Below are 25,634 nucleotides of genomic sequence, written 5' to 3'. Positions count from 1 at the left end.
ACGACAAACTGGCAGCCAACTTCCTCGCCATGATCCAACTCGCCTCAATGCGACTGTGGCTTCGCGCTTATGAGTCTACGGCCTACTCAAACCCGATTCCCGCAGCGGAAGAACTAGGCGCGTGTCACGTTTTGTACAAGGCACAATAGCAGTGAGAAATGGAGATTGATGCCTGCCCGTTTTCGGATAAGACAATCACCGAGCTGTCACCCGAATTACATCAGGAACTGTCTATAGCCACCGCCCATCAGGTAGCGGCCACGTTGGATGGCGCGACGCACCTGATCGCGAAGATGGCTACCTGGATGAGACCAATCTTCTTCGACACGGCGTCTCCCGAACAGGGCAATGGCGATCTCCTGATGAGATGCTCCCGCAAGCGAGCCATCCAAAGCCTGGAGCACGATACGCAGACGCGCTCCGCGGGGTTCCGGCGGAAAGCAAGCAGCTGCCAGGCGGCCGCAACCACTGATGTCGTTCAGGAACTGAAGGGCAGCGACATGGAACTTCAGGTGCTGCGGCTGCACGATCGCGTCGACATATAGCCGCAACGGGCGGAGAACGGATGCACCGGAAAGGGCGATCTGCAGACTCCGGCAGTCCTCCCTCAGCAGCACGTGCTGCACGCCGGCAGGTGTCAGCAGGATGTCCTTGCAGCATGAGAGCGACGAAAGATCAAGCGGTTCAAAATCGTGGTCGAGCCCAACCAGCTCCGCGGCCGCTCGTAGAATACGGGCGCAGTCGCGCGGATCCCAAAAGACCCTTGCCGACGTAGCGTCCGACTGTGGCGCGTCCGCGAAAAAGGAGGCTCCATTGTCTTAGGAAAGATGATCCTGTCGTCAACTCGATTATGTTCATGTCGGCCTGGGCTCCGACAATGCAGGCGGACGGTGCCATTTTGGCGTGGTCGCGCTGGAATTGTGGATTGCGCCGAAGAAACTCCCAGGCCCAGGCAGTGCGTGGCAATCGTCTGGCGTAGTGGTAAGCTTCGTGACGACGCCAGTCCGGCCAGCATACAAGACCGACCGTCGCTTCCTTGGGCAGACCAGCATCCTTCACGGCTCAGGTGTCCACAATGCCGACGGGCCTAGAACCGGTTGCCACAGTACCGGTCCGCTCAGACGTCCCCTGCTGCGGATGCGCAAAAGGCTCGCGCGGGAAATCTCGAGAAACCCGGCCACCGCCTCCGTTTTGCCGACGGACTTGGGTTGTCCGATGCGCGACAATGGCCACGTCGCGAGGCGAAGGATCCGTTCCATGCGCGTGTCCGTCACCGTTACTATCCGGGTCAGATCCTTGGCCAAGCCGAACTCGATCATGCCCGCGAAGAGCTCGTAGGTTGCCTGGGCCAGTCCGCCCGCTGCCTTGGGCGCCGACGGAGGAAGATCGAGCGCGAAACGACTGCTCTCCCATATGTCGGAGGTCGAGGGCACGACGTCAGCACCCAGCAGCACCGGGAACGTGTCGCGCAACATTGTGGGTCCGGTGCTGGGCAAAAGACGCACGCAACCGCGAATTCGCCAGTCGGATCCCTTGAGGAGCAGATAGACAGGCTTCAGACCATCAAACGGGTCTGTTTCCATCTGGTCTTCGGTATCAACTTCCCAATCGAGCCTTTCCTTGAACACCCGAAACCTCAGCCCGTGCATCTCTTTGAGCTCGCTTGCGAACTCGTCGTAAAGGTCTGGTGTTATCAGCTGCATCATGGTCGCCTCCGTGCGGGAATGTGTTCCCGCCATCGAAGGGCAAAGCCGGCAGCGATGCAGCCTGTAGAGGTTTACAGCTATCGTGGCCGACGAATCAGGATCTCGCCTGGCCGGAGGCAGCCAGTCGTGCAACGGCCTGGTTGATCGTTCGAACGCCAAGCTTTGCCTTGGCGTTTTCCAGATGAAAGGTCACGGTGCGCTTTGAGACGCCGAGAAGCTGGCTGATAACCCAAGCCGACTTGCCGCGCGCCGCCCATTTCAGGCACTCGAACTCCCGCGGGGTGAGCGTTACACCATCCACCACGCGATCGTCGGCGAGCCTGCGCCGGACATGGATATGAAAGTTGATGGCCACCAGCTGCAATGCTTTTTCGTAACGTGTCAGTGACCGCAACAGAGGCGGGCGGGACTCGTCGGAAGCAAAGGTCAGGGCAGCAAACCGGCCGCAATGATCATGCATGGACATCGTCAGGCCGCCGCGGATGCCAAACTCAGCCGCACTCTCCAGAATTTGTTGCTGCGAATTCGGCAGACAGTGCCGAGCGCGATCCACACCCCAATCAAAAGTATCCCAGCCTTGCAGCCCGCGCAGGATGACCGGATCAAGACTGTGGTACCGCTGTTGCAGATAACGTGATGTCCAGGATGAAGGATAGTTTGAGATCAATTGCGGGGCGTCGCCGGGGGCCGACGGGTAAGTGAAATAGGCGAATAGCGGAAAATCGAAGCCGGCTGCGGCGGATGCCATTGCCTCACGGAGATCGGCAGCATCAACACTTGCAGACAGTTGCTCAACGAAGTTCTCAAACACGCGATGCATTTGCGCTTTGCGTAACCTCCGTGATCGCTCGATGCCAGGCAGAGACCTTGTTTTAAACGATCCCGGACGGATACAGCGCGTGCCGAGAACCCCGTTAATCTGTTGAAACCCGTGATATTCTGACGTTGTCTATGAGCCGTGTGCCGCCGAGCCAGGCCGCGACAAGCAAGCGTGCAGGTCGGTCAAGGCTTGTCATGGGTCGCAGATCTGCCTCGTCGCGAAGTTCCAGGTATTCGACCTCGCGATAGCCCGCAGCCAGAATTGCTGCGCGCGCTTCGGCAAGCGTTGGCAGGACGGGCGAGCCGCGGGCAAGCCGCTCAGCCGTCTCGAGCAAGACCGATGATAGCTCGGGGGCAACAGCACGCTCTGCTGGCGAGAGCCGGACATTGCGCGATGATAGTGCAAGACCGTCGGCTTCGCGGACTGTCGGACAAGGAACAATGGTGATTGGAATATCCAGGTCCCGGGCCATACGCCTGACTAGCTGAAGCTGCTGAAAGTCCTTTTCGCCAAAGAAGCCGAAGTCAGCGCTGGTCTGCAGGAAGAGCTTGGCGACGACGGTCGCCACGCCATCAAAATGTCCCGGCCGGAAGGCACCGCACAGGCCCTCGCTGACACCGGACACCGAAACGGTCGTGGCGAAGGCCGCCGGATACATTTCCTCTGCATCCGGCGCATAAAGCAGGTGCGCGCCAAGCGGTGCCAGCTTGGCGGCATCCTCGTCCTCGGTGCTCGGATACGCGGCGAGATCGGCCTGGCTGTTGAATTGCTTCGGGTTGACGAAGAGCGTCACGATCACCCGGTCGGCCTTCTCGAGTGCCGCGCGCACCAGGCTGAGATGGCCCTCATGCAGGACGCCCATCGTTGGCACCACGGCAATCCTCACGCTCTCGCGGCGCCATGCGGCGACAATTTCGCGAAGCTGGGCAACGCTCCTGACAATCGGCACGCTCACGCTGCTTCTCCGCTCTTGGTGGCGTCCGCGTCGGCGGGCTTGCGCGCATCGGCAAACACGTGCTCGGCGGCCGGAAACTGGCGCTCCTTCACTTCCCGCGCATAGGCCGCGATCGCAGCCGCAGCGGCCTCCCCCATTTCAGCATAGCGCTTGACGAATTTGGGCCGGAAGTCGCCGAAGAGGCCCAGCATGTCGTCGACGACGAGAATCTGGCCGTCACAGGCTGCCGAGGCACCGATGCCAATGGTCGGGGTCGCCACCTCCCCGGTGATCCGGCGGGCGAGCGCCTCGGGAACCTTCTCCAGCACGACCGCAAAGGCGCCCGCTTCGCTCACCGCAAGCGCGTCGCGCCTGATGCGCTCGGCATCCCCGCCTCTGCCCTGCACGCGGTAGCCACCGATGGTGTTGATCGCCTGCGGCGTCAAGCCGACATGGGCCATGACCGGCACGCCGCGCGCGGCGAGGAAGCCGATCGTCTCTGCCATCGTTTCGCCGCCTTCGAGCTTGACGGCCGCGCAGCCGGTCTCGGCCATGACGCGCGCGGCATTGCGGAAAGCCTGCTCGGGGCTTTCCTCGAAGGAACCGAACGGCAGGTCGACGACCATCAGCGCCTGCTCGAGGCCACGGCGCACGGCCTGGCCGTGAATGATCATCATCTCCAGCGTCACACCGAGCGTCGAGGGCAGGCCGTGGAGAACCATGCCGACGCTGTCGCCGACCAGCACCACATCGCAATGGGGATCGACAAGCCGGGCGACTGGGGTCGTGTAGGCGGTAAGACAGACGAGCGGCGTCCCACCTTTGCGCGAACGAATATCCGGCGGTGTGACCGCCTTGGTGTCACCAAACGCACTCAATGGACCCTCCTTCCCCAACGTTACCAACCGCGGGTGTCGCGTTTGCCACATTTTTGTGCAAGTGCGAAGAGCTAAAAATGGCCGTGCAGCTGTGCGGTGTTGACGTGCGGACAGGCGCGCTTACACTTAAATCGATTCAGGCGCCCCCGAGCTGGCCAACCACTTTCGCGAACATGGACGATCAGGCAAAAGGACCCAGGAAAGACAGAGCCGCCGTCAAGGCCGACGAAGTCAAAGTGGACCTGATCGCCTTTGTCGTCGCCGTAAACGACAGTGAACCCTGTGTCCTCACCATCGGCCAGGCGGACACCCTGCCCTCCGGACCATTTGCGCTTGAGCACCGATCGCTGCAATCCGGTTTGAGGGGGTGGGTCGAGCAGCAGACCGGCCATCCGCTGGGGTATATTGAGCAACTCTACACCTTTGCGGATCGGGATCGCATCGGCGCCGAGCGCCAGCAGCGCGTCATCTCCATCAGCTATCTCGCATTGACCCGCAAGGAACAGGCAGCTGGCTCGCCCAAGTGCGGCTGGCAGAGCTGGTATGAATATTTTCCATGGGAGGACCACCGCTCCGGCACGCCTCCGGTCGTGCTGGACGTTCTGCGACCGCGCCTGATTGAATGGGCAGACGGCGTCAGCGACGCGGCCACGCGACGTGAACGCTGGCAGCGGGCGACGATAGCCTTCGGCTTCGACGACCGCCTTTGGAACGAGGAACTCACGCTTCAACGCTATGAGTTAGTCTACGAAGCAGGCCTGGTCCAAGAGGCCGGAAGCGGACGGGACGCGACGCTGCCTCCGCTGGTGCCCAGCAAGTCTATGGTCGCCGATCATCGCCGCATCGTGGCGACCGGCATTGCGCGGCTGCGCTCCAAGATCAAATACCGGCCGGTCGTCTTTGAGCTGATGCCGCCGGTCTTCACGCTTTTGCAGCTGCAGCGAACCGTGGAGGCGCTTGCCGGCAGGCTCGTGCGTAAGCCGAACTTTCGCCGGCTGATCGAGCAGCAGGAGCTGGTCGAAGAGACCGGAGAGGCAACCGCGGAGACCGGCGGCCGGCCAGCGAAGCTTTACCGGTTCCGCCACGCCGTTCTCGACGAGAGGGTCATCGCCGGGACAAAATTGCCGCTGGCGCGGGGTTGACATCGCTTATACTCACAGCAAGTATATGCTGGTTATTTTCAACTAGAGTATAAGCTGGAGGGGTCGATGAGCGCCATGCTGCCTGCGACCGCGTTTCTCTACGAGCGCGTCCGACGAGTGATCCCGCCGATCGAATGGCCGGCTTTCGTCGAGGATATCGAGGCGATCCTTGCACTGAAGCGCGAGCGCAACGCCATCATCCTGGCGCACAACTATCAGACCCCCGAGATCTTCCATTGCGTGGCCGACATCGTCGGCGACAGCTTGGCACTGGCCCGCACGGCTGCGACGATCGAGGCGCAAGTCATCGTGCTGGCCGGCGTACATTTCATGGCCGAAACGGCCAAGCTGCTCAATCCGCAAAAGACGGTGCTCATTCCGGACCTGCGGGCAGGCTGTTCGTTGGCGGAATCGATCACGGCAGAAGACGTGCGCTTGATGCGCCAGCGTTATCCCGGCGTGCCGATCATCACTTATGTCAACACGTCGGCCGAAGTGAAAGCCGAGTCGGATATCTGCTGTACATCCGGCAACGCCAAGGCGGTCGTCCAATCCCTTGGCGTTCCCCAGGTGATCATGTTGCCGGACGAATATCTGGCCCAGAATATCGCCGCCCAGACCGATGTGCAGATCATCGCCTGGAAAGGGCATTGCGAGGTGCATGAGCGCTTTACACCGGCCGACATCCGCGAGTTGCGCGAAAGCCATCCCGGCGTGATCGTGCTCGCGCATCCCGAATGCCCGCCCGACGTCGTGGCTGAAGCAGATTTTTCCGGCTCGACCGCTGCCATGTCCGACTATGTCGAAAGGCAAAGGCCGGCACGTGTCATGCTGATGACCGAGTGCTCGATGAGCGACAACGTCGCGTTAGCGCACCCAGAGGTCGAGTTCATCCGGCCCTGCAATTTGTGCCCTCACATGAAGCGGATCACGCTTGCCAACATCCGCATGGCGCTCGAGCAGAACCACCATATCGTAACCATCGAACCCGGGATCGCCGGGCGCGCGCGGCTTGCGGTCGAACGGATGCTGGCAATTTGAGCGCCGATGTCCGCAGCTTCTTCGGGCGGCCCATCATCATCGGCGGCGGCATCGCCGGACTGATGACCGCGCTTCAACTGGCGCCGGAGCCGGTGCTGCTTCTGTCCAGGACGCTGCTGGGAGCTGACAATTCGAGCACGTGGGCACAGGGTGGTCTGGCTGCAAGTTTCGGCGAAGACGACGATCCGGCACTGCACCTGGCCGATACGCTTGCCGCCGGGGATGGTCTCTGCGACAGAGACGTGGCGAGCCGCATCCTCCAAGCCGCGCCCAAGGCGATAGAGGGGCTTGCGGGCTTTGGGGTTCCCTTCGACCGTACGCCGAAAGGATCACTGTGCCTCGGATTGGAGGCCGCACACAGCCGACGTCGCATCGTTCATGCGCATGGTGACGGCACCGGGCGTGAGATCATGCGTGCCCTGATCGCGGCTGTGCGTTCCACTCCCTCGATTGTTGTCGTGGAGGGCGTGGAAGCGCGCCGGCTGGCGGTGCGAGAGAATGCGATCCGAGGCGTCTGGGCGAGCGGTTCGATAGGACCTGTCTTCTTCGGCTCACGGCGGGTCGTCCTCGCCACCGGTGGGATCGGGGGACTGTTTCTCGACACCACGAATCCTTCGGGCAGTTGTGGACAGGGCCTGGCGCTTGCGGCCCGCGCTGGAGCTGTCCTTGCCGACCTCGAGTTCATCCAGTTCCACCCGACCGCGCTTGACGGCCCGGAACGCCCTATGGTGCTGCTCAGCGAGGCCGTCCGCGGCGAAGGTGCTGCCCTGATCGACGAAACCGGCCAAGCTTTTCTCCAGAGCGTGCCAGGGGCGGAACTCGCGCCTCGTGATGTCTTGGCGCGCGCCGTCTGGAACCATCTTGCCAACGGCCACCGTGTTTTTCTCGACGCGCGGCAACGGCCTGGCCCGGAATTTGCTCGACAGTTCCCGACAATCGCATCAGCCTGTCGTGGAGCGGGCATCAATCCCGCGCGCGATCTCATCCCCATTCGTCCGGCCCAACACTATCACATGGGTGGCGTTGCCGTGGACGGCTCCGGTAGGACGTCCGTCAAGGGGCTGTGGGCCTGCGGCGAAGTCGCTTCGACAGGACTGCATGGCGCCAACAGGCTCGCCAGCAATTCCTTGACCGAGGCCGTCGTGTGCGCGCGCTGGGTCGCTGAAAGTGTCGCCGGAACGCCTGCTCGCAGAACAAGGCCTGCGGTTGCCGACGTTTACCCATCGCCCGCTCCGATACCCGTGCGTGTTTTCCTGTCGCGTGCACTGGGCATCGTCCGGGATGGTGAAGGTCTGAAAGCAGCCGCACGTGCCTTATTGCCGCTCGCCGAAAGCCTGGACGCGGCCTCGGATGCGGCGGCTGTCGGGCTAATGATCGCGGTTGCCGCCTTGTTGCGCCAAGAAAGCCGCGGCGCTCATTACCGGACAGATTTTCCTCATCATGCGACTGTCGCCCGACGGTCCGAAATCACCCTCGAAGCCGCCTTGGCCGCTGCGCGGGAACTCGGAAACTCGCCAAGCCTCGAAGGGGCAAAGTGATGACGCTCTCACCGCTTCCCACGGTCATGCTTGAGCCGCTTGTAAGGGCAGCTCTTCTTGAAGACCTTGGCAGAGCCGGCGACTTGACCACGGAGGCCATCGTGCCGAAGGCACACCAAGCGGGAACCGTGCTGGCGGCGCGCCAGTCCGGAGTTGTCGCCGGCCTCGATCTGGCGATGCTCGCTTTCCGCTTGATTGATCCTGATGTCGAAATCTCGGTGGAGCGGGCAGACGGCTGCAATGTCATGGATGGAGAGGTCATTGCAACGGTGAGTGGTCCGGCCCGGGCCATTCTCACAGCCGAACGGACGGCGCTCAATTTTCTCTGTCATCTGAGCGGCATCGCTACAGCAACGGCATCGATCGTCGCTGCGGTTCGTGGATATGGCGCGAAGATCGTCTGCACGCGCAAGACGACGCCCGGATTGCGGGCAGTCGAAAAATATGCCGTGCGCGCGGGTGGCGGATCCAATCACCGCTTCGGCCTCGACGACGCAATTCTGATCAAGGACAACCACATCGCCATCGCAGGCGGCGTTCGCCCGGCGCTCGAGCGAGCACGAAGACGGGCCGGTCATCTCGTCAAGATCGAAGTCGAGGTCGATACGCTGGCCCAGTTGGAGGAGGTACTTGGCTTCGCTCCCGATGCGGTTCTGCTCGACAACATGTCCCTCGCCGATCTTCGCCGCGCCGTCGCAATCGTTGGCGGCCGTGCTATCACCGAGGCTTCTGGCGGGATCGCATCCGATACAGCGCGAGCGATTGCCGCGACCGGCGTTGATCTGATTTCAGTCGGCCGACTGACCCACAGCGCGCCGATCCTGGATATCGGCCTCGACTATTGGGGCCCATGATTGCCTGAGGGACGAACAGGATCGAGTCAACTGTCCTTCCGATCGTCATCAATCAGACAGCAAAGCAAGGCAGAACCGGAGGAACAGCATGGACATGCAAACAGCCAGTCCAACGCAGACATCGCCACAGGCTCAATCCCCTGACCCTGGAGCGTGGACCCTGGAGAAGGCTCGGGCACTTCACGATGCCCCCTTCAACAATCTCCTCTTCCTCGCGCAAACCGTGCACCGCCAGAATTTCGATCCAAACAAGGTCCAGCTCAGCCGGCTGCTCAGCATCAAGACGGGCGGATGCCCGGAGGATTGCGGCTATTGCAGCCAGTCGGCGCATCACGAGACCGGCCTGAAGGCGTCGAAGCTGATGGAGGTCCGGCACGTCGTCGCCGAAGCGAAGAAAGCGCGTGACGCCGGCGCCACCCGCTATTGCATGGGCGCGGCCTGGCGAAACCCCAAGGCGCGCGACATGGATGCGGTGGTGGCGATGGTCGAAGGCGTCAAGGCGCTGGGCATGGAGACCTGCATGACGCTCGGCATGCTCGATCTTGAGCAAGCCGCTCGACTGAAGCAGGCTGGTCTCGACTTTTACAACCACAACATCGATACGTCGGAACGCTACTATAGCGAGATCATCAGCACGCGCAGCTTTGCCGAGCGGCTCGAGACGCTCGAGCACGTTCGCCAATCCGGCATCAAGGTCTGCTGCGGCGGCATTGTCGGCATGGGCGAGGAGCCGGTGGACCGGATCGGCATGCTGGTGACGCTGGCCAACCTGCCGGAACATCCGCAAAGCGTTCCGATCAACATGCTGATCCCGATCCCCGGCACCCCGCTTGCCGACGCCAAGCCCATCGAGCCGATCGAATTCGTGCGCGTGATCGCGCTGGCGCGCATCATGATGCCCAAATCGCATATCCGTCTCTCCGCCGGCCGTACGGCCATGACCGACGAGATGCAGGCGCTGTGCTTTTTTGCCGGCGCCAACTCGATCTTCGTCGGCGACACGCTGCTGACGGCGGACAATCCCGGTGAGGACAAGGATACCCTGCTGTTCCGGCGCCTTGGCATCGAGCCGATGGAACTCGAGGCGCAATGAACGGGGCACCGCTTGCCCCCTATGAGGCGACCTTGCAGGGACTGGCGCGCAAGGACCGGCTGCGGACGCTGAAGCCGCGCGCCGGGCTCGACTTCTCGTCGAACGACTATCTCGGGCTTGCCGCCTCCAAAAGACTTGGCGAAGCGGTTGCGGCGGCGATTGCGCGTGGCACGCCGGTTGGCGCCACCGGGTCGCGGCTGTTGCGCGGCAATGCGCCGGAACACGAGCAGCTCGAGGCAGACGCGGCGGCATTCTTTGGAGCCGACCGCGCGCTGTTCTTCGGCAGCGGCTACATCGCCAACTTCGCTCTGCTGACGGCGCTGCCGCAGAAGGGCGACCTTTTGATCCTCGATGAGCTCGCCCATGCCAGCATGCATGAGGGGGCACAGGCCGGACGTGCCGAGTTCAAGCTGGCCGCGCACAACGACGTCGATGCTGTCGAGGACGCGATCAAGCGTTGGCGCGCCGAAGGCGGCATGGGATGCGTCTGGATCGCGGTGGAAAGCCTTTACAGCATGGATGGCGATTGCGCGCCTTTGGAGAGCCTGGCCGCGCTTGCCGATCGGCACGACGCATTCATCGTCATTGACGAGGCGCATGCGACCGGCGTCTGGGGACCGGACGGCCGGGGGCTGGCCGCCGCTTTCGAGGGCCGCGACAACATCGTCGCGCTCCACACCTGCGGCAAGGCGCTCGGCGCATCTGGTGGGCTCGTGACCGGGCCGAGGACACTGTGCCAGTATCTGATCAACCGTTGCCGGCCATTCATCTACGCCACCGCGCCATCGCCGCTGATGGCGGTCGCGGCGCGCGAAGCGCTCGCAATGCTCGCCGACGAGCCTATGCGGCGTTTTCAGCTGCATGAACGCGTCGCCCTCGCAGGCCGCCAATTGGTCGATCGCTGCGGCGTGATACCAAGTGGCTCTCAGATCCAGCCCTTGGTGATCGGCGATCTCAGGCGCACCATGGCAGTGGCGGCGCGCCTGCAGGCCTGCGGCTTCGACATACGCGGCATTCGTCCGCCGACCGTGCCCGAGGGCACGTCGCGGCTGCGCATCTCACTGACGCTCAATATCGGCGAAGCCGACATTTCCGCCATGGTCGAGGCGCTCGTCGAGGTGTTGGCTCAGACATGATCGGAGGCGACATGACCAAGCGCATCGTCATCACCGGAACAGACACCGGAATTGGCAAGACGGTGTTTTCGGCCGGGCTTGCCGGCCTGCTTGACGGTTTCTACTGGAAGCCGGTGCAATCGGGCATCGACGGCGAGACCGACAGCGAGGCGGTTGCACGGCTTGCCGGGCTGCCGTCGGGGCGCGTGCTGCCGGAAGCCTACCGCTTGAAGAGCCCGCTTTCGCCGCATCGTTCGGCCGAAATCGACGACGTTTCGATCGAGGCTGCCGATCTTTCGTTTCCGGTCCTGCCGACACCGCTCGTCATCGAAGGCGCCGGCGGGCTGATGGTGCCGCTGAACCGCCGGACAAGGTTCATCGACATATTCGAGCAATGGCAGTTGCCGGTCATTCTGTGCGCCCGCACCGCGCTCGGAACAATCAATCACACCCTGCTGTCGATCGAGGCCCTGCGGGCGCGCGCTATCCCGCTGGCTGGCATCGCCTTCATCGGCGACGAGATGACCGATACGCAACGGACGATCGTGGAATTCGGCGACGTGCCGCAACTCGGCAGGCTGCCGCACCTCGATCCGCTGACGGACAAAACGCTGAGACAAGCGATGATTGCCGGCTTCGACCTCGCTTTGATTGCCGGAGGCGGATGATGCCGCAATCCCGTGTGTGGCATCCCTTCACCCAGCACGCGCTCGAGCCGGCGATCCCTGAAATCGTCCTGACTGAAGGCGCGTATCTCCACAAAGCCAATGGCGCGCGCGTTCTGGACGCCATTTCCTCCTGGTGGGTCGTCACGCATGGCCACCGCCATCCCCGCATTATAAAGGCAATCGAGACGACCGCCTCGAGCCTCGACCAGATCATCTTCGCAGGTTTCACGCACGAGCCTGCCGAATGCTTGGCCGAGGCGCTCATCGGCCTCGCTCCTCCCGGCCTCGACCGGGTGTTCTATTCCGACAGCGGCTCCACCTCCGTCGAAGTCGCGCTGAAGATGGCGCTCGGCTATTTCCGCAACATCGGCGCGCCGCGCTCGCGCATCGTCGTCATGGAGCACAGCTATCATGGCGACACGATCGGCACGATGAGCGTCGGTGCCCGTGGCGTGTTCAACGCCGCCTACGAGCCTTTGCTGTTCGAGGTCGACACTATCCCCTTCCCGGCCGCCGGGCGCGAGCAGGAAACGCTGGATCGGTTCGAGGCTGTCTCCCGCGACCGGCGCGCGGCCGCGCTGATCGTCGAGCCGCTCGTGCTTGGCGCCGGCGGCATGCTGATGTATCCGGCCTGGGTTCTTGCCGAATTGAAGAAGATCGCCGAGGCCTCCGGCACGCTGCTGATCGCCGACGAGGTGATGACCGGCTGGGGACGCACCGGAACGATGTTCGCCTGCGAGCAGGCATCCATCTCACCGGACATATTGTGCACGTCGAAGGGCTTGACCGGCGGAGCCATCCCGCTGGCCGCCACGCTTGCCACTGACGCCATCTTCCAGGCTCACTATTCGGCGGATCGCAAGAAGACGTTTTTCCATTCGAGTTCCTACACAGCCAATCCGATTGCCTGCGCGGCAGCACTCGCCAATGTCGAGATCTGGCGTGACGAGCCGGTGGTCGAGCGGATCGCGGCCTTGAGCAAGAGACAGGCCGCCGGGTTTCGACGCTTTCGCGACAATGCCAACTTCACCGACAGCCGCGCGATCGGCACGATCCTGGCTCTCGACCTGCGCGCCGGCTCTGCCGGCTATCTGGCCGAGATCGGACCTAAGCTGCGGGCCTTTTTCCTCGAGCGCGGCCTGCTCGTGCGCCCGCTCGGCAATGTCCTCTACCTTCTGCCGCCCTATTGCATCACCGGCGAGGAACTGGACGGGCTCTATGACGCCATCGAGGAGGCCGGCGAACGCTTCGGTTCGAAGCCATGACCAGGTCGTCGCGCATTCTCGGGTTTGGCCATCATGCGCCTGGGCGCAAAGTGGAGAATGCCGAGATCGAGAACAATCTCGGGCTCGAACCTGGCTGGATCGAGCGGCGTACTGGAATCCGGTCGCGCTTCTGGGCAACGGACGAAGACACGCTGTCTGGCCTTGCTGCGCAGGCCGGCGCCATGGCGCTGGCCAGCGCCGGCATTGCGCGCCACGACATCGGTCTGCTGCTGCTTGCCACCTCGACGCCCGATCACCTCCTGCCGCCCAGCGCGCCCCTGGTCGCACATCGGCTGGGGCTCGGCCGCGCCGGCGCTGTCGATCTGACCGGCGCCTGCGCCGGCTTCATCTATGCGCTGATGTTTGCGGACGGATTTACCCGGCTGCACGGCAAAGCGAGCCTTGTTATCGCCGCCAATATCCTCAGCCGCCGCATCAATCCCTCTGAGCGCGCCAGCGCCGTGCTGTTTGCCGATGCCGCCGGCGCCGTCGTGATCGGTCCGTGCGAGGATACTGGTCGGGGGATTCTCGGTGCCTCCGTTGATTCGGACGGCTCGCGATACGGCCTGATCCAGATTCCCGCAGGAGGAAGCAACATCCCGTTCCACGGTGACCTCGACCTCGCGCAAACCCGAATGACGATGACCGACGGCCGCGAAGTGTTCGCAAAGGCCGTCGAGATGATGACCGATTGCTCGATAAGCGCGCTAGCCGCTGCCGGAGTGCGACCACAGGATGTCGACCGGTTCGTGCCGCATCAGGCCAATGCTCGCATTTTCGATGCTGTCGGGAGTAACCTCGGCATAGCGGATCAAGCAATTGTCAAGACGATTGCCGAATACGGCAACTCTTCGGCCGCGACGATCCCGCTCTCACTGTCGCTCGCCAATCAAGCGGAGCCGTTTCGGCCGGGCAAGAAAATACTCCTGGCGGCGGCAGGTGCGGGACTCAGCGGCGGGGCGCTCGTCGTCGGGATTTAGCCCAGCGAAGCTGCTCAACATCAGGACTGACTTTGTGAGATGAATAGGACAAGGGCACCATGCGAAAAATAGTCGCCGGCAAGCTGCACGGCATCCACGTCACCGAAGCAAACCTCAACTACCACGGTTCGATAACGCTCGACCCTGACCACTGCGAAGAAGCCGGGATCCTGCCAATGGATTCATGGGAGACATGGAGCAAGACTTCCGGCGGGAATCTCGATCTATGTCATCCTCGGCGAGCGCGGCTCTCGATGCTGCATCCTCAACGGCGCGGCCGCCCGGACCTGCCAGCCCACTCCATCCATCTGGACGAAGCGCGCATTCCTCTCTGAAGCCGCGGATCGTTACATTCGTCATCAACAATGTCGTCGGCTTTCTGACCGATGGCAATGCGCTGACGCGGACGCCGTTGACGATTAGATCGGCAGGGGCGCTTCAGCAGAACTTTCGCCGGTTGATGGAGCAGCAGGAACTGGTGGCGGAGACCGGCGAAAGTGCATTTGATACCGGCGGTCGGCCGGCGAAGCTTTATCGCTTCCGCCACCATGTCCTCGACGAAACGGAGGTCGCCCGGACAAAATTGCCGCTGGCGCGGGCTTGACATCCTTTATACTCAACGTAGAAATATCCCTTATAATCAATTCGATTATAACGAGAAATTCATTCGCACCGTCCGAACCCGCGGTCTCGCTCGGGAAGCCCGTATGAGTGGATCGAAGTGATCTTGGAAATGAAACGCCCGAGGACGGGCTTTCAACCTTTGTCGTGAAGGAGGTGCCGCGCGCCTGGGCCAATGCCTTGCGGCAACGGTGAAGGATGTGTACCGCCAGTAAACGCGTGCGTCAAAGTCGATATCGAATGTACAGTTCGTCTAAACGTGCGATACGTTCGATTTGTGCAAGTAACACTTGGAAAAGTGTTTGCATAAAAGAAACGTCTAATTAAATAAAGCAGGCAAGCTAAACTTAAACTTGCACGAATGAGCGTGGGGCGCCCTGTTCCAGGGCGCCTTTTTTAAGGATTATCATTAGACTCTCTCCCGGGGGAATTGTGGGTGAAGAAACAACGCATCGTCCTGGTGGCAGCTGTTTTGGCGTCTGCCTTTGGCTTTTTTTTGCTGATCCTGATCCTGCAGATGGTCAGTTTTTTGGTTGACTAGGCACGCGCAAGCGGGATGGATCGCGCAGAGACACGCGGAAGTTTTTTTCGCCAGTGAAACCCCGACGACCTGATGGGGAGTCGCGCCAGCAGGGTGGGAGCCACGTCCAGTGCCAACGACCATGCGAGATGCCGATTGTTGGCGCGTCTGTCAGTTCGCGCGGCCATATTCATTCTGGTGCCGATCTGTTGCCTTTTCTGCTTTTCCCATGCGTTTTAGGCCGAGCCAATTTGTGAAGCGGGCGGTCAATGGATCTGCGCCTCGCGATTGCCTGCCGTTGCCTGATTGATCTGGGCAGGATAATCCGAGAGCGAACGCTGCAACCGCGGTTCGAATTGCGCGAAGTTGAACCGGACTTCATCCACGGTCAGGAACTGGTGGGTTGCGCCGGGAAAGCCGGCGACCATCACAAGGTGGCCTTCCTTGACGCCTTCACAGGCTATGGGTAGCCAACTCTTCGGCCGGTAAGGCACATTGTCGCGCGCATATGGCCGGGAGGAACCATCAGGAGCGACATAGGCGCGATAATAGCCGAATTGGCCCGTGTGGCGCAGCCACATCCAGTTGTCCGTTTGGCCGCCGAAGTTGCCGATGCCGAGCGCGGGCGCATAGACGAGGCGCACGTCCTCAATTTCGAGCTTCTGGAGGAGATAGTAGGAGACGCCGCCATACGTCGCAACGGCGATTGGGCTGTCCTTCACATGCGGCGATCAGGGCCTTTTTGTTCGTGGCGAGCCGCTCATAGCGGGCAAACCCGTTCAGCTTGTCCGAGACGCTCTTGAGCATTTCGGCGGTCACATCCCGCATGTCCTCGATCACATAGATGCGGCTGCCTGGCGCCGCGGGCAATTCTTCACCCAGGGCTCTTCGCCAGAAAGCCGTCTGTGAGATAGTCCTGGCCCTCCTTGCTGTGGTATTGGATGGATTCTAACACGCAATGATGATTGGTTGCGACCAGCCCTTGTGGACTGACGAACGAGGCGGAGCATCCGCCCAGTGATACGATCGCGTTGAGCGGGTCAGCGTCTAGACGGCCCAGCTGGGCGGGATCGATCTGGAGCCCATCCGCGCGCATGGCCGCGCACACTTCCGCAGTCTGGCCCGGCATCCACATACCTTCGTGCGCCGATGTAGCCGTGACCGTCCAGAGCAAGGCGATGGCAGTTGCTTTGGCCAAACATTTCAAATTCGAGTTCGTGCTGACTGTCGCTCTCATCTTGCCTCCTGTTCTCCGCAGATTGGATTGGTGACTATCGGGATGGCCGGAGTCCTGGCGCCCGCGCGGCGGCCACACCGTAAAGACCGAGTGGACGGTTAACGCAGGAATCCTGATGGCGCTCACCTCTCATTATATCGGTCGCGCGCAACGTTTGCGGATCATTCGCTGCACCAATCGTGCCAAATGAATAAAGCCTTCAGTTGCAAATGGTGAGCCGCCCCATCCATGTCCGATCTCCGACGTCGTTCACGTAAAAGGCTCGGTGCTTCCACGCTCGTTTGCTCTTCGCCCGTCCCTCTTCCGTCTTGACTAGCAGGAGCCTACGGCCTATCTCACTGCCGCGTTAGCACTCGCTTCTGGTGAGTGCTAAACACGCTCCGGCAACGGAGAACCGTTCAACATCCGCACCAGGGAAATCCAAAAATGGCAAAGTCGAATTTCCGGCCGCTGCATGACCGCGTGGTCGTTCGTCGGGTCGAATCCGAATCCAAGACCGCGGGCGGGATCATCATCCCCGATACGGCTAAGGAAAAGCCGCAGGAAGGCGAGATCATCGCCGTCGGTTCCGGCGCCCGTGACGAGGTCGGCAAGCTCGTCCCGCTGGACGTCAAGGCCGGCGACCGCATCCTGTTCGGCAAGTGGTCGGGCACCGAAGTCAAGCTCAACGGCGAAGACCTTCTGATCATGAAGGAAGCGGACATCATGGGCGTCATCGGCTGACACGCCGCCGCCTTTCATCCGCACCATCCAATCTGAATTTCGGGCGAAATGCCCAGGAGTAAAAAATGGCTGCCAAAGACGTAAAATTCTCCCGCGACGCTCGTGAGCGCATGCTGCGCGGCGTCAACATCCTCGCCGACGCGGTGAAGGTCACGCTCGGCCCCAAGGGCCGCAACGTCGTCATCGACAAGTCGTTCGGCGCACCGCGCATCACCAAGGACGGCGTCACCGTCGCCAAGGAAATCGAGCTTGAGGACAAGTTCGAAAACATGGGCGCGCAGATGGTCCGCGAAGTTGCTTCGAAGACCAACGACATCGCCGGCGACGGCACCACCACCGCGACCGTTCTGGCACAGTCGATCGTCCAGGAAGGCCACAAGTCGGTTGCCGCCGGCATGAACCCGATGGACCTCAAGCGCGGCATCGACCTCGCCGTCGCCGACGTCGTCGCGACGCTGATCAAGAACGCCAAGAAGATCAAGACCTCGGAAGAGGTTGCCCAGGTCGGCACCATCGCCGGCAATGGCGACGTGTCGGTCGGCTCGATGATCGCGGAAGCGATGCAGAAGGTCGGCAATGAGGGCGTCATCACCGTCGAGGAAGCAAAGACCGCCGAGACCGAGCTTGAAGTCGTTGAAGGCATGCAGTTCGACCGCGGCTATCTCTCGCCCTACTTCGTCACCAACGCCGAGAAGATGGTTGCGGATCTGGAAGACGCCTACATTCTTCTCCACGAGAAGAAGCTCTCCAACCTGCAGGCCATGCTGCCGATCCTCGAGGCCGTCGTGCAGACCTCGAAGCCGCTGGTCATCATCTCGGAAGATGTCGAAGGCGAGGCCCTGGCCACGCTGGTCGTCAACAAGCTGCGCGGTGGCCTGAAAATCGCCGCCGTCAAGGCGCCGGGCTTCGGTGATCGCCGCAAGGCCATGCTGGAAGACATCGCCATCCTCACCGGTGGCCAGGTCATTTCCGAAGACCTCGGCATCAAGCTCGAGAATGTCGGCCTGAACATGCTCGGCCGCGCCAAGAAGGTGTCGATCTCCAAGGAGAACACCACCATCGTCGACGGCGCCGGCAAGAAGGAAGAAATCCAGGGCCGCGTCGCCCAGATCAAGCAGCAGATCGAGGAGACCACCTCGGACTACGACAAGGAGAAGCTGCAGGAACGTCTCGCCAAGCTGGCGGGCGGCGTTGCCGTCATCCGCGTCGGCGGTGCGACCGAAGTGGAAGTCAAGGAAAAGAAGGACCGCGTCGATGACGCCCTCAACGCGACCCGCGCGGCCGTCGAAGAAGGCATCGTTCCCGGCGGCGGCGTCGCCCTGCTGCGCGCTTCGCTGGCCATCACCGTCACCGGCGCTAACTCCGACCAGACCGCGGGCATCGCAATCGTGCGTCGCGCGCTGCAGGCTCCGGCCCGCCAGATCGCGGCCAACGCCGGTGCGGAAGCATCGATCGTTGCCGGCAAGATCCTTGAGAACAAGGGCGCGACGTTCGGCTACAACGCCCAGACCGGCGAATATGGCGACATGATCGCCATGGGTATCGTCGATCCGGTCAAGGTTGTGCGCACGGCTCTGCAGGACGCGGCCTCGGTCGCCGGCCTGCTGGTCACCACCGAAGCTATGATCGCCGAGGCTCCGAAGAAGGAGTCGGCTGGCGGCGGCATGCCTGGCGGCATGGGCGGCGGTGGCATGGGCGGCATGGGCGGTATGGATTTCTAATCCAGCCCCCTATCAACCTACAGCGGAAAGGGCGGCAGCAATGCCGCCCTTTTTTGTGTGCCGAGCATGATCGACAGCTTGGAGGTGCAAGTCCTCTACCCAGCTGATGGCGGCGAAGCGCAACGGCGTCGTCGTGAGACGGGTCTGGCCGTGTCCTTTCGTTCAGCCGCTGGTCGAAACTCACGATGATCGTGCTGCCTTCCGCCGTGCCGTGGATCTTTACAGGGCTGCGAGAAGGCCTTGCCAACGGCTGGCAGACCCTGGTTGCGGTAGAACTCATCGCATCGTTCGAAGGGCTCCGATTACCTGATGGCCTATGGTCGTCAGCTCTTTCAATTTGAACTCGTTCTTTCGGCCATGATCGTGGTCGGCCTGACCGGATTGGTGATCCACGGCCTGCTCACGCTTGCCTAAAACCATCTGCAACGCTGGCGTCCGGAGACCCCACGATCAGCCTGATCACGATTGCAGGTCGGGATAGGCTGTCGCACGGCGCTTCCATCGCACCGCCGGACTTCCGCTTCATCGGCCGACATCTGCGGCCGCTTGCGGTGTCGATGGCGCTGCTCGCGATTTGGGAGTTGCTCGCCCATGCCGGCGCTGCTGACCCACGTTTTCTACCGCGGCTGTGAGAGGTGGCGGCCCGCGGCATGGCAGAGTTCAGCCGAGGTGGCCTCGGCTCCAATCTTCTGGCGAGCCTGGAACGTGACCTGATCGGTTTCGTGTGTGGCAGTGTGGCGGAATCGCGCTTGGTCCGGCGATCGGATTTTCCCGCCTTATCGAACGCCTGAGAGGCTCGTGGTCGCGGTTGTGTTACCGCTATTACGTGACCTGATCACGTTGACGATGCCAGCACCTTCATTGGCCACTTTCTGGACCATGTACGTCACATCAGGCTCCCCCGCCCGATCGACACGAGCCGGCTCTGTAACCACGCCGCCGTCATATAGCGGTTCCACGACGGCACTGGCGGCAGTCGTCTTCTCAGCGGCTACTGGTGGACGTTTCAGCAGCCAACGAATCCGATGGTGGCGAGGACAGGCAGACCAAGCACCGCGTAGAAGCCGTACTCCGCTGGAGTTCGCCTCGGAAGTGGAGCGACAAGGGCCTGATTTGTCTTGCCATGCCGACATTGTCAGCACGCTTTTCGAAGCCTCTGAATTCCTTAGTGTCCATCCCAGCTCGACCTCCGACCATCCCCATTTCCGGCTGCCCGCGGCACGGCAGCCCTTGGCCTCTAGCTGCGCTCGAGCGGATCAGCGTGCCGTCCGCCTCCTCTGGCTGATCAAAATGTCTGCACCCATTTGGCAATGGCCGCTTCGCGCAAAAGTTTTCCCCCGTGAGCCGACTTTCCGAATTGGCTTAACTTCCAAATCTGTGGCTTTGCCTGCATTGCGGAGCGCGGAGTTCCGACCACTCGCCCAAGGGTATGCCATGGCGTTTCGTCTCTTTGTTCCGATCCTTGCCGGTGCAACGCTGCGCGAGCGGCTGCTCGCCTGCATCGGGGCCATGATCGGCATCGCATTGACTGGCGTGATCAGTGCGCTGGCGAACGGGTCTGGCCCACATGTCGCACTGCTGGTTGCTCCAATGGGAGCATCGGCCGTGCTGCTCTTTGCCGTGCCTTCAAGCCCGCTGGCGCAACCTTGGTCGATTATCGGTGGCAATACGATTTCGGCGCTGGTCGGGGTGATCGTGGCGCATTTCGTGCATGAACCCGTCCTTGCTACCGGCATTGCGGTGGCGCTGGCGATCGCCGCCATGTCGTTCACGCGCTGCCTGCATCCGCCGGGTGGCGCCGCCGCCTTAACTGCGGTGTTCGGCGGACCGGCCGTCTTCAGCTCGGGCTTGCTGTTTCCCTTCGTTCCGGTAGCGCTGAACTCGATCGTGCTGGTCGCACTCGGCTACGGCATCCATAAACTGTCGCGGCGCAACTATCCGCATGTGGCGGCTCCCGCCCTTAAAAGCGCGCATGGAACCATCGATCCGCCGGCGGGAGCGGGTCGGCTTCCAGCCCGAGGATATCGATGCCGCGCTCGGCGCGCTGGAGGAAACCTTCGATATCGACCGCAACGATCTTGAGCGTCTGCTACGGCAGGTCGAGTTGCAGGCGATGGTGCGCTCCCACCGGACCCTGCTGTGCGAGGACATCATGTCGCGCGATGTGATTTCGGTCGATGAACATGCGCCTGCCGACCAGGCGCGTCACTTGCTGCTCGATCACAACATCCGGACGCTGCCGGTGACCGACGCCGAGGGCGGGCTGGTCGGTGTAGTTGGCCTGCGCGAGCTGACGAAGGCGACCGACGCGGTGAGGGCTGTGATGTCGAAGGCTGGCACCGCCTCTCCCGATACGCCGGCCATGAGCCTGCTGCCGGTGCTCACCGACGGCCGCAGCCATGCCGTGGTCATCGTCGATGCCGAGCGACGCATTATTGGGCTGATCACCCAGACCGACCTGTTGGCAGCGGCAGCGCGCGTGCACATGGCGGACACAACGCTGGCAGCGGCATAAAATAGGGATCCGGACTTGCTCAATCCGGGAACCCGATGGGGCGCCAATAGGATACCAGTATGGCGGCCGCCCGACGCTCTCCGGCATCTCCTTCGAGGCGAGCAATGCATCGCCGTCTAGGCAAGGCGAATGCTCCGGACTTCCCAGCCTTTCTTGCCTTGCCCGCCTTCGACAAACACCTTCTGTCCCGCCACCAGCACGCTGAGCCCTGAGCGCGTCAGGGCGCTGGCATGAACGAAGACGTCCTTCTCACCGTTGTCAGGAGCAATGAAGCCGAAGCCCTTTTCGGGTTTGTACCACTTGACCGTGCCCCCGCTCTCCAGCTGCGCACCGGTTTCAACGAAGGTCCCTCCAGCGACGCGCGTATGTGACGGAGTTTTCGCGCGGTGATCGCCGATCTCCAGCACCTGCGCGACTTGATGACCTTTTGGACTTTTTTCGACCGTGATCTTGAGAGGCGTTCCCGCGGCAACATCCCGGCTTCCGGCCGCCTCTAACACTCGCACGTGCAGATAGGCCTCCGTGCCGTCCGACAGTTTGACGAAGCCAAAACCCTTGCTGACTGTGAACCACAATACCTCCGCATCGACAGGATCTGCCGTCACGGGCGGCGGGCGCTGAAAATAGCTTGGCTCGGAAGTCCGTTCCGAAAAGGAAACGGGGTCATCGTCATAGCGATGCCGGCGTGGCTCGCGATGGTCTCGATATTTGCCCATGATCATCTCGACTGGCATGGATGGCGCACTGCGCTACCGTCAAGATAATCTCAATCGGGCGACGCGTTTATGTCAAAAAGGCCGTGAAGGCCGCAGCTGTGCCCGGCCTATCGGCCGAACCCTTTGAAACTAGATTCATTTCCCCTGAAACAATAGTGCCGGCGAGTCGATTTACTGACTCGCATAGGTTGTGTTGGAGTGCGAGTGCGATGATGCTGGCGCGGGCGCACTGGAAGGGCTTTATCAGGCATTGCGGAAAGCCTGCTCCGGGTTTCTTCAAAAGGAACCGAACGGCGGGTCGACGACCATTTGCGCCGGCTCCAGGCCACGGCGCAGGTCTGACCGTGCATGATCATCATCTCCAGCGTCACGCCCAGCGTCGACGCCAAGCCGTGGAGAACTATGCCGCGCTGTCGCCGACGAGAACAACGTCGCAATGTCGATCGACGAGCTTTGAATCGGCGCACTCAATGGGCCTCCTTCCCCAAGCACGGATGTCGCGTTGGCACTTTTTATGCAGCTGCGAAGAGCTAAAATCGCCACGACGGGTGGTGTTGACGCGCCGACAATTATCAGACAAAAACGGAATTCAATCGGTTCAGCCGCCTACGCGGCAGGGCTCTGCTCAACGACGTCGGGGACCATGGACGATCGCGCAAAAGGGATTAGGAAAGGCGGAGCTGGAGGCAAGGCCAACGAGGTCAATGCGGACTTGATCGCCGTTGTGGTCGCCATGGACAGCAGCGCCCCCTGCGTTCTGACCATCCCGCAGGCAAACGCCCTGCCCTCCGGCCCGTTCGAGCTTGCTCACCGTTCGCTGCAGTCGGGCCTCAGGGGATGGGTGGAACAACAGACCGGCCAGCCGCTCGGCTATATCGAACAGCTCTACACCTTCGCCGATCGCGACAGGGTTGGCGCTGACGACCGCGTGGTCTCTATCAGCTATCTGGCGCTCACCCACCAAGACGAAGCTGGCGACCCGGCCGGGCGACACTGGGGAAGCTGGTACGACTATTTCCCGTGGGAGGATCACCGCTCCGGCACACCGGCGGTCGTGTTGGACGAATTGCGGCCGCGCCTGATGGAATGGGCGGATGGCACTGACGACGGTACGACACGCCTCGACCGACGACGGCGGGCGGCGATCGCCTTCGGCTTTGACGACCGCCATTGGAACGAGGAACTTGCGCTTCAACGTTATGAGCTGCTCTACGAAGCCGCCCTGGTGGAGGAAGCAATACGCGCCGGACATTCCGCTGCGCCCACCTCGGTGTCGGGCAGATCGATGATCGCCGATCATCGTCGCATCCTGGCGACCGGCATTGCGCGGCTGCGCTCCAAGATCAAATACCGGCCGGTCGTATTCGAACTGATGCCGCCGGTCTTCACGCTTTTGCAGCTGCAGCGCACCGTGGAGGCGCTTGCCGGCAGGCTCGTACGTAAGCCGAACTTTCGCCGGCTAATCGAGCAGCAGGAGCTGGTCGAGGAAACCGGTGAGACAACCGCGGAAACCGGCGGCCGGCCGGCGCAACTTTATCGCTTCCGTCACGCCGTTCTCGACGAGAGGGTGATAGCCGGAACAAAATTGCCGCTGTCGCGGGCTTGACCCGCCTTGCGCCAGCAGCCCTGACGATGTCGCGGACGGCTTGGCCCTTGTGAGAACCGGATTGTCGAGAATGACGATGTCGCCCGGCTTCAGTGTTTTGTTGAGTTCGGTTTCGACATAGACGCGAAAGGCCTGCGTAGTGATGGGTCCGTCAATGACCCAAGGCGCCTCCACCCGATCCTGCCGCAGCGCGGTGATGAAGGTCATCGTCTTCCAATGGCCATATGGTGCGTGGGCCATCAGCCGCTTGCCGCGCACACCCCAGCCGCGCAACGGCGCCATGTTGGTCTTGACCCATGTTTCATCCAGGGAGACCAGGCGCGTAGGGTCAATGCGGGTCTGATAGCGTATCCATTGCGCACGCCCGCGCATCAGCTTTGGCTTGAGCTGCTCGGCCGGCAGAACGGTTTTCTTGAAGCTCTTGCCCTCGCGGTGCAGGAAGCGACCGACGCTCGCAGGAGACCACGTTCAGCCAGTGCCGCCGTCAATTGATGAAGCGTCATGTTGGCATCTCGCTCAACCTCGCCCAGGACGAAAGCACGGTGCTCCCCGTCGATCAGATAGGGCCGATGACCACCCATCTTGCCGGGTGCCGCACTGCCACGGCGACGCTTGCGGCCTCGGGCGTTTCCTGGGCGAAGGCGGTGGCGATGAAAGCCGAGACGACGCCACAGACTGGGCTGGCGGATAGTAGTTCGCGAGTCAGCCACGGTAGCGGTCGCTACGAAGCGCGCAGCACTTTGTCATCGGTACATTCCGTCCCATGCCTGAAATGAGCAGTGCAGCCATGTCGCCTCCTCCGCAGTCACCGTGGCGAAAGCAATCCTTCCGCTGCCACACGGACCTAATGTCGCCTGGCACTAGCTTGCTTCAGCAAACCACTTAGCGCAATTCTCAGGAGCTACCGTGCCCGCATCGCAGGCGAGGTCCGGGGAGGCTTGCTCACTCAGTTTGCCATTCTGGAAAGTCGCGTTCTTGCCAACGCGCATATCCGAGATATTCTCTCGCAATCGCCTCTACAAGATCTTGTTGGAGCTCTTTGCGAAGGCACGGCATTTCGCTGATTGCCAAGCTGTGCTCTCTCGCAAAATGAATGGCGCAACGATATCCGTCAACGTCTTCCAAAGTGGGACGGACTGCATCTTCCTTCCACTGATCCGCAAGTTCCTGCAGCAATGAAGGTTGTCCTTCTCTTGTGACAAACATGTCTGTGACCCGACGCTTGGCTCTCTCCAGAAAGGCGTCCGAGTTGCCGAGCCGCAACCGCCTTACATGCCACCGAAAAGCGCCATCCCAATGCTGACTTCGCGCCATTAAATTGAGAAGGGAGATCGAACCGCCTTCGAGGATGAGCCCCGGCTGGGAACTACGCTCATCCACTTGCATTATCAGCTTACGATGGGCGGTCTCGGCGTCGATGATGCCCGCGGTTAGCGGGCGCGAATCCAAGTAGATCCGCTGGGTAGATTGCAGTTCGGAATCCGAGGGACGCCCGCTGCCGGTGGCGATTTGAGGACAGCATTGTACACGATCCAGCGCAATGACCGGCCATCCGGTCTCTCGTGCAATTTGGATTGCCGCGTCTGTTTTGCCGCTGCAGGTCGGCCCGTAAATCAAATAGATTAGCATGTGTATGCCGCTTAGTTTATCGGAACTAACCGCCCCCCAAGCACAAGATACTCGGTAGGCTTTCACCGGACTTGTCGCAAACATTTTGACAAGCGGCGATTATGCCCTGAAACGACGCCATTTTCGAACTTTGTGAAGTCCGAAAGGGCGCAAGCAGCCCGTTCTGGTCGTTCAGTCCAGTCACCAACGCCTCTGTTTGACGTTTGACGACGGTCCACTTTGCACATCTCATGCCGACTGTGACGCAACGCGGCACCGCAGGATGGTGACCTCGTTGTCTCCGGCAAAAGATCCTTGCGTGTCTTGGGTTAA

General features: G+C 61.7%; 24 protein-coding genes and 6 pseudogenes. 18 read left to right on the top strand and 12 right to left on the bottom strand.

Annotated elements, in window-relative coordinates; translation table 11 throughout:
- Positions 1-83 (top strand): annotated as a pseudogene (locus tag NKI63_RS23640) (IS5/IS1182 family transposase); the annotation flags it as partial.
- A 132-nt stretch (positions 84-215) separates the two neighbouring features.
- Here the strand turns inward: NKI63_RS23640 and NKI63_RS23635 are convergent.
- From NKI63_RS23635 to panB, 6 genes are all read right to left on the bottom strand, one after another.
- Complete coding sequence (locus tag NKI63_RS23635; RefSeq protein WP_352549694.1) at positions 216-527, bottom strand: DUF2285 domain-containing protein; 312 nt, start codon at positions 525-527, stop codon at positions 216-218.
- A gap of 157 nt (positions 528-684) precedes the next feature.
- A complete protein-coding gene (locus NKI63_RS23630) occupies positions 685-1,059 on the bottom strand; it encodes a transcriptional regulator domain-containing protein (RefSeq protein ID WP_352508062.1) in 375 nt (124 codons plus the stop codon).
- The gene (locus tag NKI63_RS23625) at positions 1,056-1,706 is read right to left on the bottom strand and encodes an acyl-homoserine-lactone synthase (RefSeq protein WP_352458529.1); all 651 of its coding nucleotides are present in this window, start codon (positions 1,704-1,706) and stop codon (positions 1,056-1,058) included. The genes NKI63_RS23630 and NKI63_RS23625 overlap by 4 nt, the downstream gene beginning before the upstream one ends.
- A 94-nt stretch (positions 1,707-1,800) precedes the next feature.
- A complete protein-coding gene (locus tag NKI63_RS23620) occupies positions 1,801-2,526 on the bottom strand; it encodes a LuxR family transcriptional regulator (protein WP_352453544.1) in 726 nt (241 codons plus the stop codon).
- Between the two features lie 94 nt (positions 2,527-2,620).
- Complete coding sequence (gene panC / locus NKI63_RS23615) at positions 2,621-3,481, bottom strand: pantoate--beta-alanine ligase (protein ID WP_352823545.1); 861 nt, start codon at positions 3,479-3,481, stop codon at positions 2,621-2,623.
- Entirely contained in the window at positions 3,478-4,338 is an 861-nt protein-coding gene (panB, locus tag NKI63_RS23610) for a 3-methyl-2-oxobutanoate hydroxymethyltransferase (protein ID WP_352823542.1), read from the bottom strand. The genes panC and panB overlap by 4 nt, the downstream gene beginning before the upstream one ends.
- A gap of 173 nt (positions 4,339-4,511) precedes the next feature.
- On the opposite strand from panB, the gene NKI63_RS23605 reads away from it, so the two are divergent.
- The 11 genes and pseudogenes from NKI63_RS23605 (at position 4,512) to NKI63_RS23555 (ending at position 14,638) form a co-directional block, all read left to right on the top strand.
- Positions 4,512-5,480, top strand: a complete 969-nt coding sequence (locus NKI63_RS23605) for an NUDIX hydrolase (RefSeq protein WP_023722073.1) — start codon at positions 4,512-4,514, stop codon at positions 5,478-5,480.
- Between the two features lie 66 nt (positions 5,481-5,546).
- Positions 5,547-6,521: a quinolinate synthase NadA gene (nadA, locus tag NKI63_RS23600; protein WP_352823541.1), complete on the top strand. Its 975-nt coding sequence runs from the start codon at positions 5,547-5,549 to the stop codon at positions 6,519-6,521.
- Positions 6,518-8,059 carry an L-aspartate oxidase gene (locus NKI63_RS23595; protein WP_352823539.1) on the top strand — a complete coding sequence of 514 codons (1,542 nt, stop codon included), beginning with the start codon at positions 6,518-6,520 and terminating at the stop codon, positions 8,057-8,059. Before nadA ends, NKI63_RS23595 begins: the two co-directional genes overlap by 4 nt.
- Positions 8,059-8,913 carry a carboxylating nicotinate-nucleotide diphosphorylase gene (nadC, locus tag NKI63_RS23590; protein WP_352484146.1) on the top strand — a complete coding sequence of 285 codons (855 nt, stop codon included), beginning with the start codon at positions 8,059-8,061 and terminating at the stop codon, positions 8,911-8,913. Before NKI63_RS23595 ends, nadC begins: the two co-directional genes overlap by 1 nt.
- Before the next feature lie 94 nt (positions 8,914-9,007).
- Positions 9,008-10,006: a biotin synthase BioB gene (bioB, locus tag NKI63_RS23585; RefSeq protein WP_352823559.1), complete on the top strand. Its 999-nt coding sequence runs from the start codon at positions 9,008-9,010 to the stop codon at positions 10,004-10,006.
- Complete coding sequence (locus NKI63_RS23580) at positions 10,003-11,142, top strand: 8-amino-7-oxononanoate synthase (protein WP_352823536.1); 1,140 nt, start codon at positions 10,003-10,005, stop codon at positions 11,140-11,142. Before bioB ends, NKI63_RS23580 begins: the two co-directional genes overlap by 4 nt.
- Positions 11,143-11,153: 11 nt before the next feature.
- Complete coding sequence (gene bioD / locus NKI63_RS23575; RefSeq protein WP_352823533.1) at positions 11,154-11,789, top strand: dethiobiotin synthase; 636 nt, start codon at positions 11,154-11,156, stop codon at positions 11,787-11,789.
- On the top strand, positions 11,789-13,054 hold the full coding sequence (locus NKI63_RS23570; RefSeq protein ID WP_352823531.1) for an adenosylmethionine--8-amino-7-oxononanoate transaminase: 1,266 nt from the start codon (positions 11,789-11,791) through the stop codon (positions 13,052-13,054). Before bioD ends, NKI63_RS23570 begins: the two co-directional genes overlap by 1 nt.
- Complete coding sequence (gene bioZ / locus NKI63_RS23565; protein WP_352823530.1) at positions 13,051-14,034, top strand: 3-oxopimeloyl-[acyl-carrier-protein] synthase BioZ; 984 nt, start codon at positions 13,051-13,053, stop codon at positions 14,032-14,034. Before NKI63_RS23570 ends, bioZ begins: the two co-directional genes overlap by 4 nt.
- Positions 14,035-14,093: 59 nt before the next feature.
- Positions 14,094-14,401 (top strand): annotated as a pseudogene (locus NKI63_RS23560) (aspartate 1-decarboxylase); the annotation flags it as partial.
- Positions 14,402-14,446: 45 nt separating this feature from the next.
- Positions 14,447-14,638: an NrtR DNA-binding winged helix domain-containing protein gene (locus NKI63_RS23555; protein WP_352750776.1), complete on the top strand. Its 192-nt coding sequence runs from the start codon at positions 14,447-14,449 to the stop codon at positions 14,636-14,638.
- 803 nt (positions 14,639-15,441) lie between these two features.
- Here NKI63_RS23555 and NKI63_RS23550 read toward each other — a convergent pair.
- Both NKI63_RS23550 and NKI63_RS23545 read right to left on the bottom strand, forming a co-directional pair.
- Positions 15,442-16,045: pseudogene (locus tag NKI63_RS23550) on the bottom strand (S46 family peptidase).
- Positions 16,046-16,049: 4 nt separating this feature from the next.
- Positions 16,050-16,412, bottom strand: coding sequence for a S46 family peptidase (locus tag NKI63_RS23545; protein ID WP_352823529.1), 363 nt, complete (start codon positions 16,410-16,412; stop codon positions 16,050-16,052).
- A gap of 426 nt (positions 16,413-16,838) precedes the next feature.
- Between NKI63_RS23545 and groES the strand changes: the two genes are divergently transcribed.
- From groES to NKI63_RS23525, 4 genes and pseudogenes are all read left to right on the top strand, one after another.
- The gene (gene groES, locus NKI63_RS23540; protein ID WP_352823527.1) at positions 16,839-17,135 is read left to right on the top strand and encodes a co-chaperone GroES; all 297 of its coding nucleotides are present in this window, start codon (positions 16,839-16,841) and stop codon (positions 17,133-17,135) included.
- Between the two features lie 65 nt (positions 17,136-17,200).
- Positions 17,201-18,856, top strand: coding sequence for a chaperonin GroEL (groL, locus tag NKI63_RS23535; RefSeq protein ID WP_352823524.1), 1,656 nt, complete (start codon positions 17,201-17,203; stop codon positions 18,854-18,856).
- Between the two features lie 185 nt (positions 18,857-19,041).
- Positions 19,042-19,197 (top strand): hypothetical protein, encoded by a 156-nt coding sequence (locus NKI63_RS23530; RefSeq protein WP_352469028.1) that lies wholly within the window; start codon positions 19,042-19,044, stop codon positions 19,195-19,197.
- A gap of 1,093 nt (positions 19,198-20,290) precedes the next feature.
- Positions 20,291-21,371, top strand: a pseudogene (locus tag NKI63_RS23525) (HPP family protein).
- Positions 21,372-21,487: 116 nt separating this feature from the next.
- Here the strand turns inward: NKI63_RS23525 and NKI63_RS23520 are convergent.
- Together NKI63_RS23520 and NKI63_RS23515 are read right to left on the bottom strand one after the other, a co-directional pair.
- Positions 21,488-22,087 (bottom strand): cold-shock protein, encoded by a 600-nt coding sequence (locus tag NKI63_RS23520; protein WP_352750365.1) that lies wholly within the window; start codon positions 22,085-22,087, stop codon positions 21,488-21,490.
- Between the two features lie 279 nt (positions 22,088-22,366).
- Positions 22,367-22,583 (bottom strand): annotated as a pseudogene (locus NKI63_RS23515) (3-methyl-2-oxobutanoate hydroxymethyltransferase); the annotation flags it as partial.
- Positions 22,584-22,730: 147 nt separating this feature from the next.
- Between NKI63_RS23515 and NKI63_RS23510 the strand changes: the two are divergent.
- The gene (locus NKI63_RS23510; protein WP_352750366.1) at positions 22,731-23,693 is read left to right on the top strand and encodes an NUDIX hydrolase; all 963 of its coding nucleotides are present in this window, start codon (positions 22,731-22,733) and stop codon (positions 23,691-23,693) included.
- Positions 23,694-23,765: 72 nt separating this feature from the next.
- Here NKI63_RS23510 and NKI63_RS23505 read toward each other — a convergent pair.
- Positions 23,766-24,065, bottom strand: a pseudogene (locus NKI63_RS23505) (transposase); the annotation flags it as partial.
- A 119-nt stretch (positions 24,066-24,184) separates the two neighbouring features.
- Here NKI63_RS23505 and NKI63_RS23500 point away from each other — a divergent pair.
- Positions 24,185-24,469 carry a hypothetical protein gene (locus NKI63_RS23500; RefSeq protein ID WP_352452632.1) on the top strand — a complete coding sequence of 95 codons (285 nt, stop codon included), beginning with the start codon at positions 24,185-24,187 and terminating at the stop codon, positions 24,467-24,469.
- Positions 24,470-24,635: 166 nt separating this feature from the next.
- Here NKI63_RS23500 and NKI63_RS23495 read toward each other — a convergent pair whose 3' ends face one another.
- Entirely contained in the window at positions 24,636-25,322 is a 687-nt protein-coding gene (locus tag NKI63_RS23495; protein ID WP_352823519.1) for an isopentenyl transferase family protein, read from the bottom strand.
- Between the last annotated feature and the right edge of the window lie 312 nt (positions 25,323-25,634).

This window comes from Mesorhizobium sp. M0410, assembly GCF_040321435.1.
Taxonomy (GTDB): domain Bacteria; phylum Pseudomonadota; class Alphaproteobacteria; order Rhizobiales; family Rhizobiaceae; genus Mesorhizobium.
The sequence above is the reverse complement of the archived record's forward strand: the minus strand, read 5'-3'. Positions and strand labels throughout refer to the sequence as shown.

Bases quoted from the DNA above. Each gene is read 5' to 3' on its own strand.
- NKI63_RS23570 (WP_352823531.1), top strand. From the start codon at position 11,789: ATGCCGCAATCCCGTGTGTGGCATCCCTTCACCCAGCACGCGCTCGAG.
- NKI63_RS23580 (WP_352823536.1), top strand. From the start codon at position 10,003: ATGAACGGGGCACCGCTTGCCCCCTATGAGGCGACCTTGCAGGGACTG.
- NKI63_RS23530 (WP_352469028.1), top strand. From the start codon at position 19,042: ATGATCGTGCTGCCTTCCGCCGTGCCGTGGATCTTTACAGGGCTGCGA.
- NKI63_RS23520 (WP_352750365.1), bottom strand. From the start codon at position 22,087: ATGGGCAAATATCGAGACCATCGCGAGCCACGCCGGCATCGCTATGAC.
- bioD (WP_352823533.1), top strand. From the start codon at position 11,154: ATGACCAAGCGCATCGTCATCACCGGAACAGACACCGGAATTGGCAAG.
- NKI63_RS23495 (WP_352823519.1), bottom strand. From the start codon at position 25,322: ATGCTAATCTATTTGATTTACGGGCCGACCTGCAGCGGCAAAACAGAC.
- groL (WP_352823524.1), top strand. From the start codon at position 17,201: ATGGCTGCCAAAGACGTAAAATTCTCCCGCGACGCTCGTGAGCGCATG.
- groES (WP_352823527.1), top strand. From the start codon at position 16,839: ATGGCAAAGTCGAATTTCCGGCCGCTGCATGACCGCGTGGTCGTTCGT.
- NKI63_RS23620 (WP_352453544.1), bottom strand. From the start codon at position 2,526: ATGCATCGCGTGTTTGAGAACTTCGTTGAGCAACTGTCTGCAAGTGTT.
- NKI63_RS23510 (WP_352750366.1), top strand. From the start codon at position 22,731: ATGGACGATCGCGCAAAAGGGATTAGGAAAGGCGGAGCTGGAGGCAAG.
- NKI63_RS23500 (WP_352452632.1), top strand. From the start codon at position 24,185: ATGAAGCGTCATGTTGGCATCTCGCTCAACCTCGCCCAGGACGAAAGC.
- nadC (WP_352484146.1), top strand. From the start codon at position 8,059: ATGACGCTCTCACCGCTTCCCACGGTCATGCTTGAGCCGCTTGTAAGG.
- bioB (WP_352823559.1), top strand. From the start codon at position 9,008: ATGCAAACAGCCAGTCCAACGCAGACATCGCCACAGGCTCAATCCCCT.
- bioZ (WP_352823530.1), top strand. From the start codon at position 13,051: ATGACCAGGTCGTCGCGCATTCTCGGGTTTGGCCATCATGCGCCTGGG.
- NKI63_RS23605 (WP_023722073.1), top strand. From the start codon at position 4,512: ATGGACGATCAGGCAAAAGGACCCAGGAAAGACAGAGCCGCCGTCAAG.
- nadA (WP_352823541.1), top strand. From the start codon at position 5,547: ATGAGCGCCATGCTGCCTGCGACCGCGTTTCTCTACGAGCGCGTCCGA.
- NKI63_RS23545 (WP_352823529.1), bottom strand. From the start codon at position 16,412: ATGAGAGCGACAGTCAGCACGAACTCGAATTTGAAATGTTTGGCCAAA.
- NKI63_RS23625 (WP_352458529.1), bottom strand. From the start codon at position 1,706: ATGATGCAGCTGATAACACCAGACCTTTACGACGAGTTCGCAAGCGAG.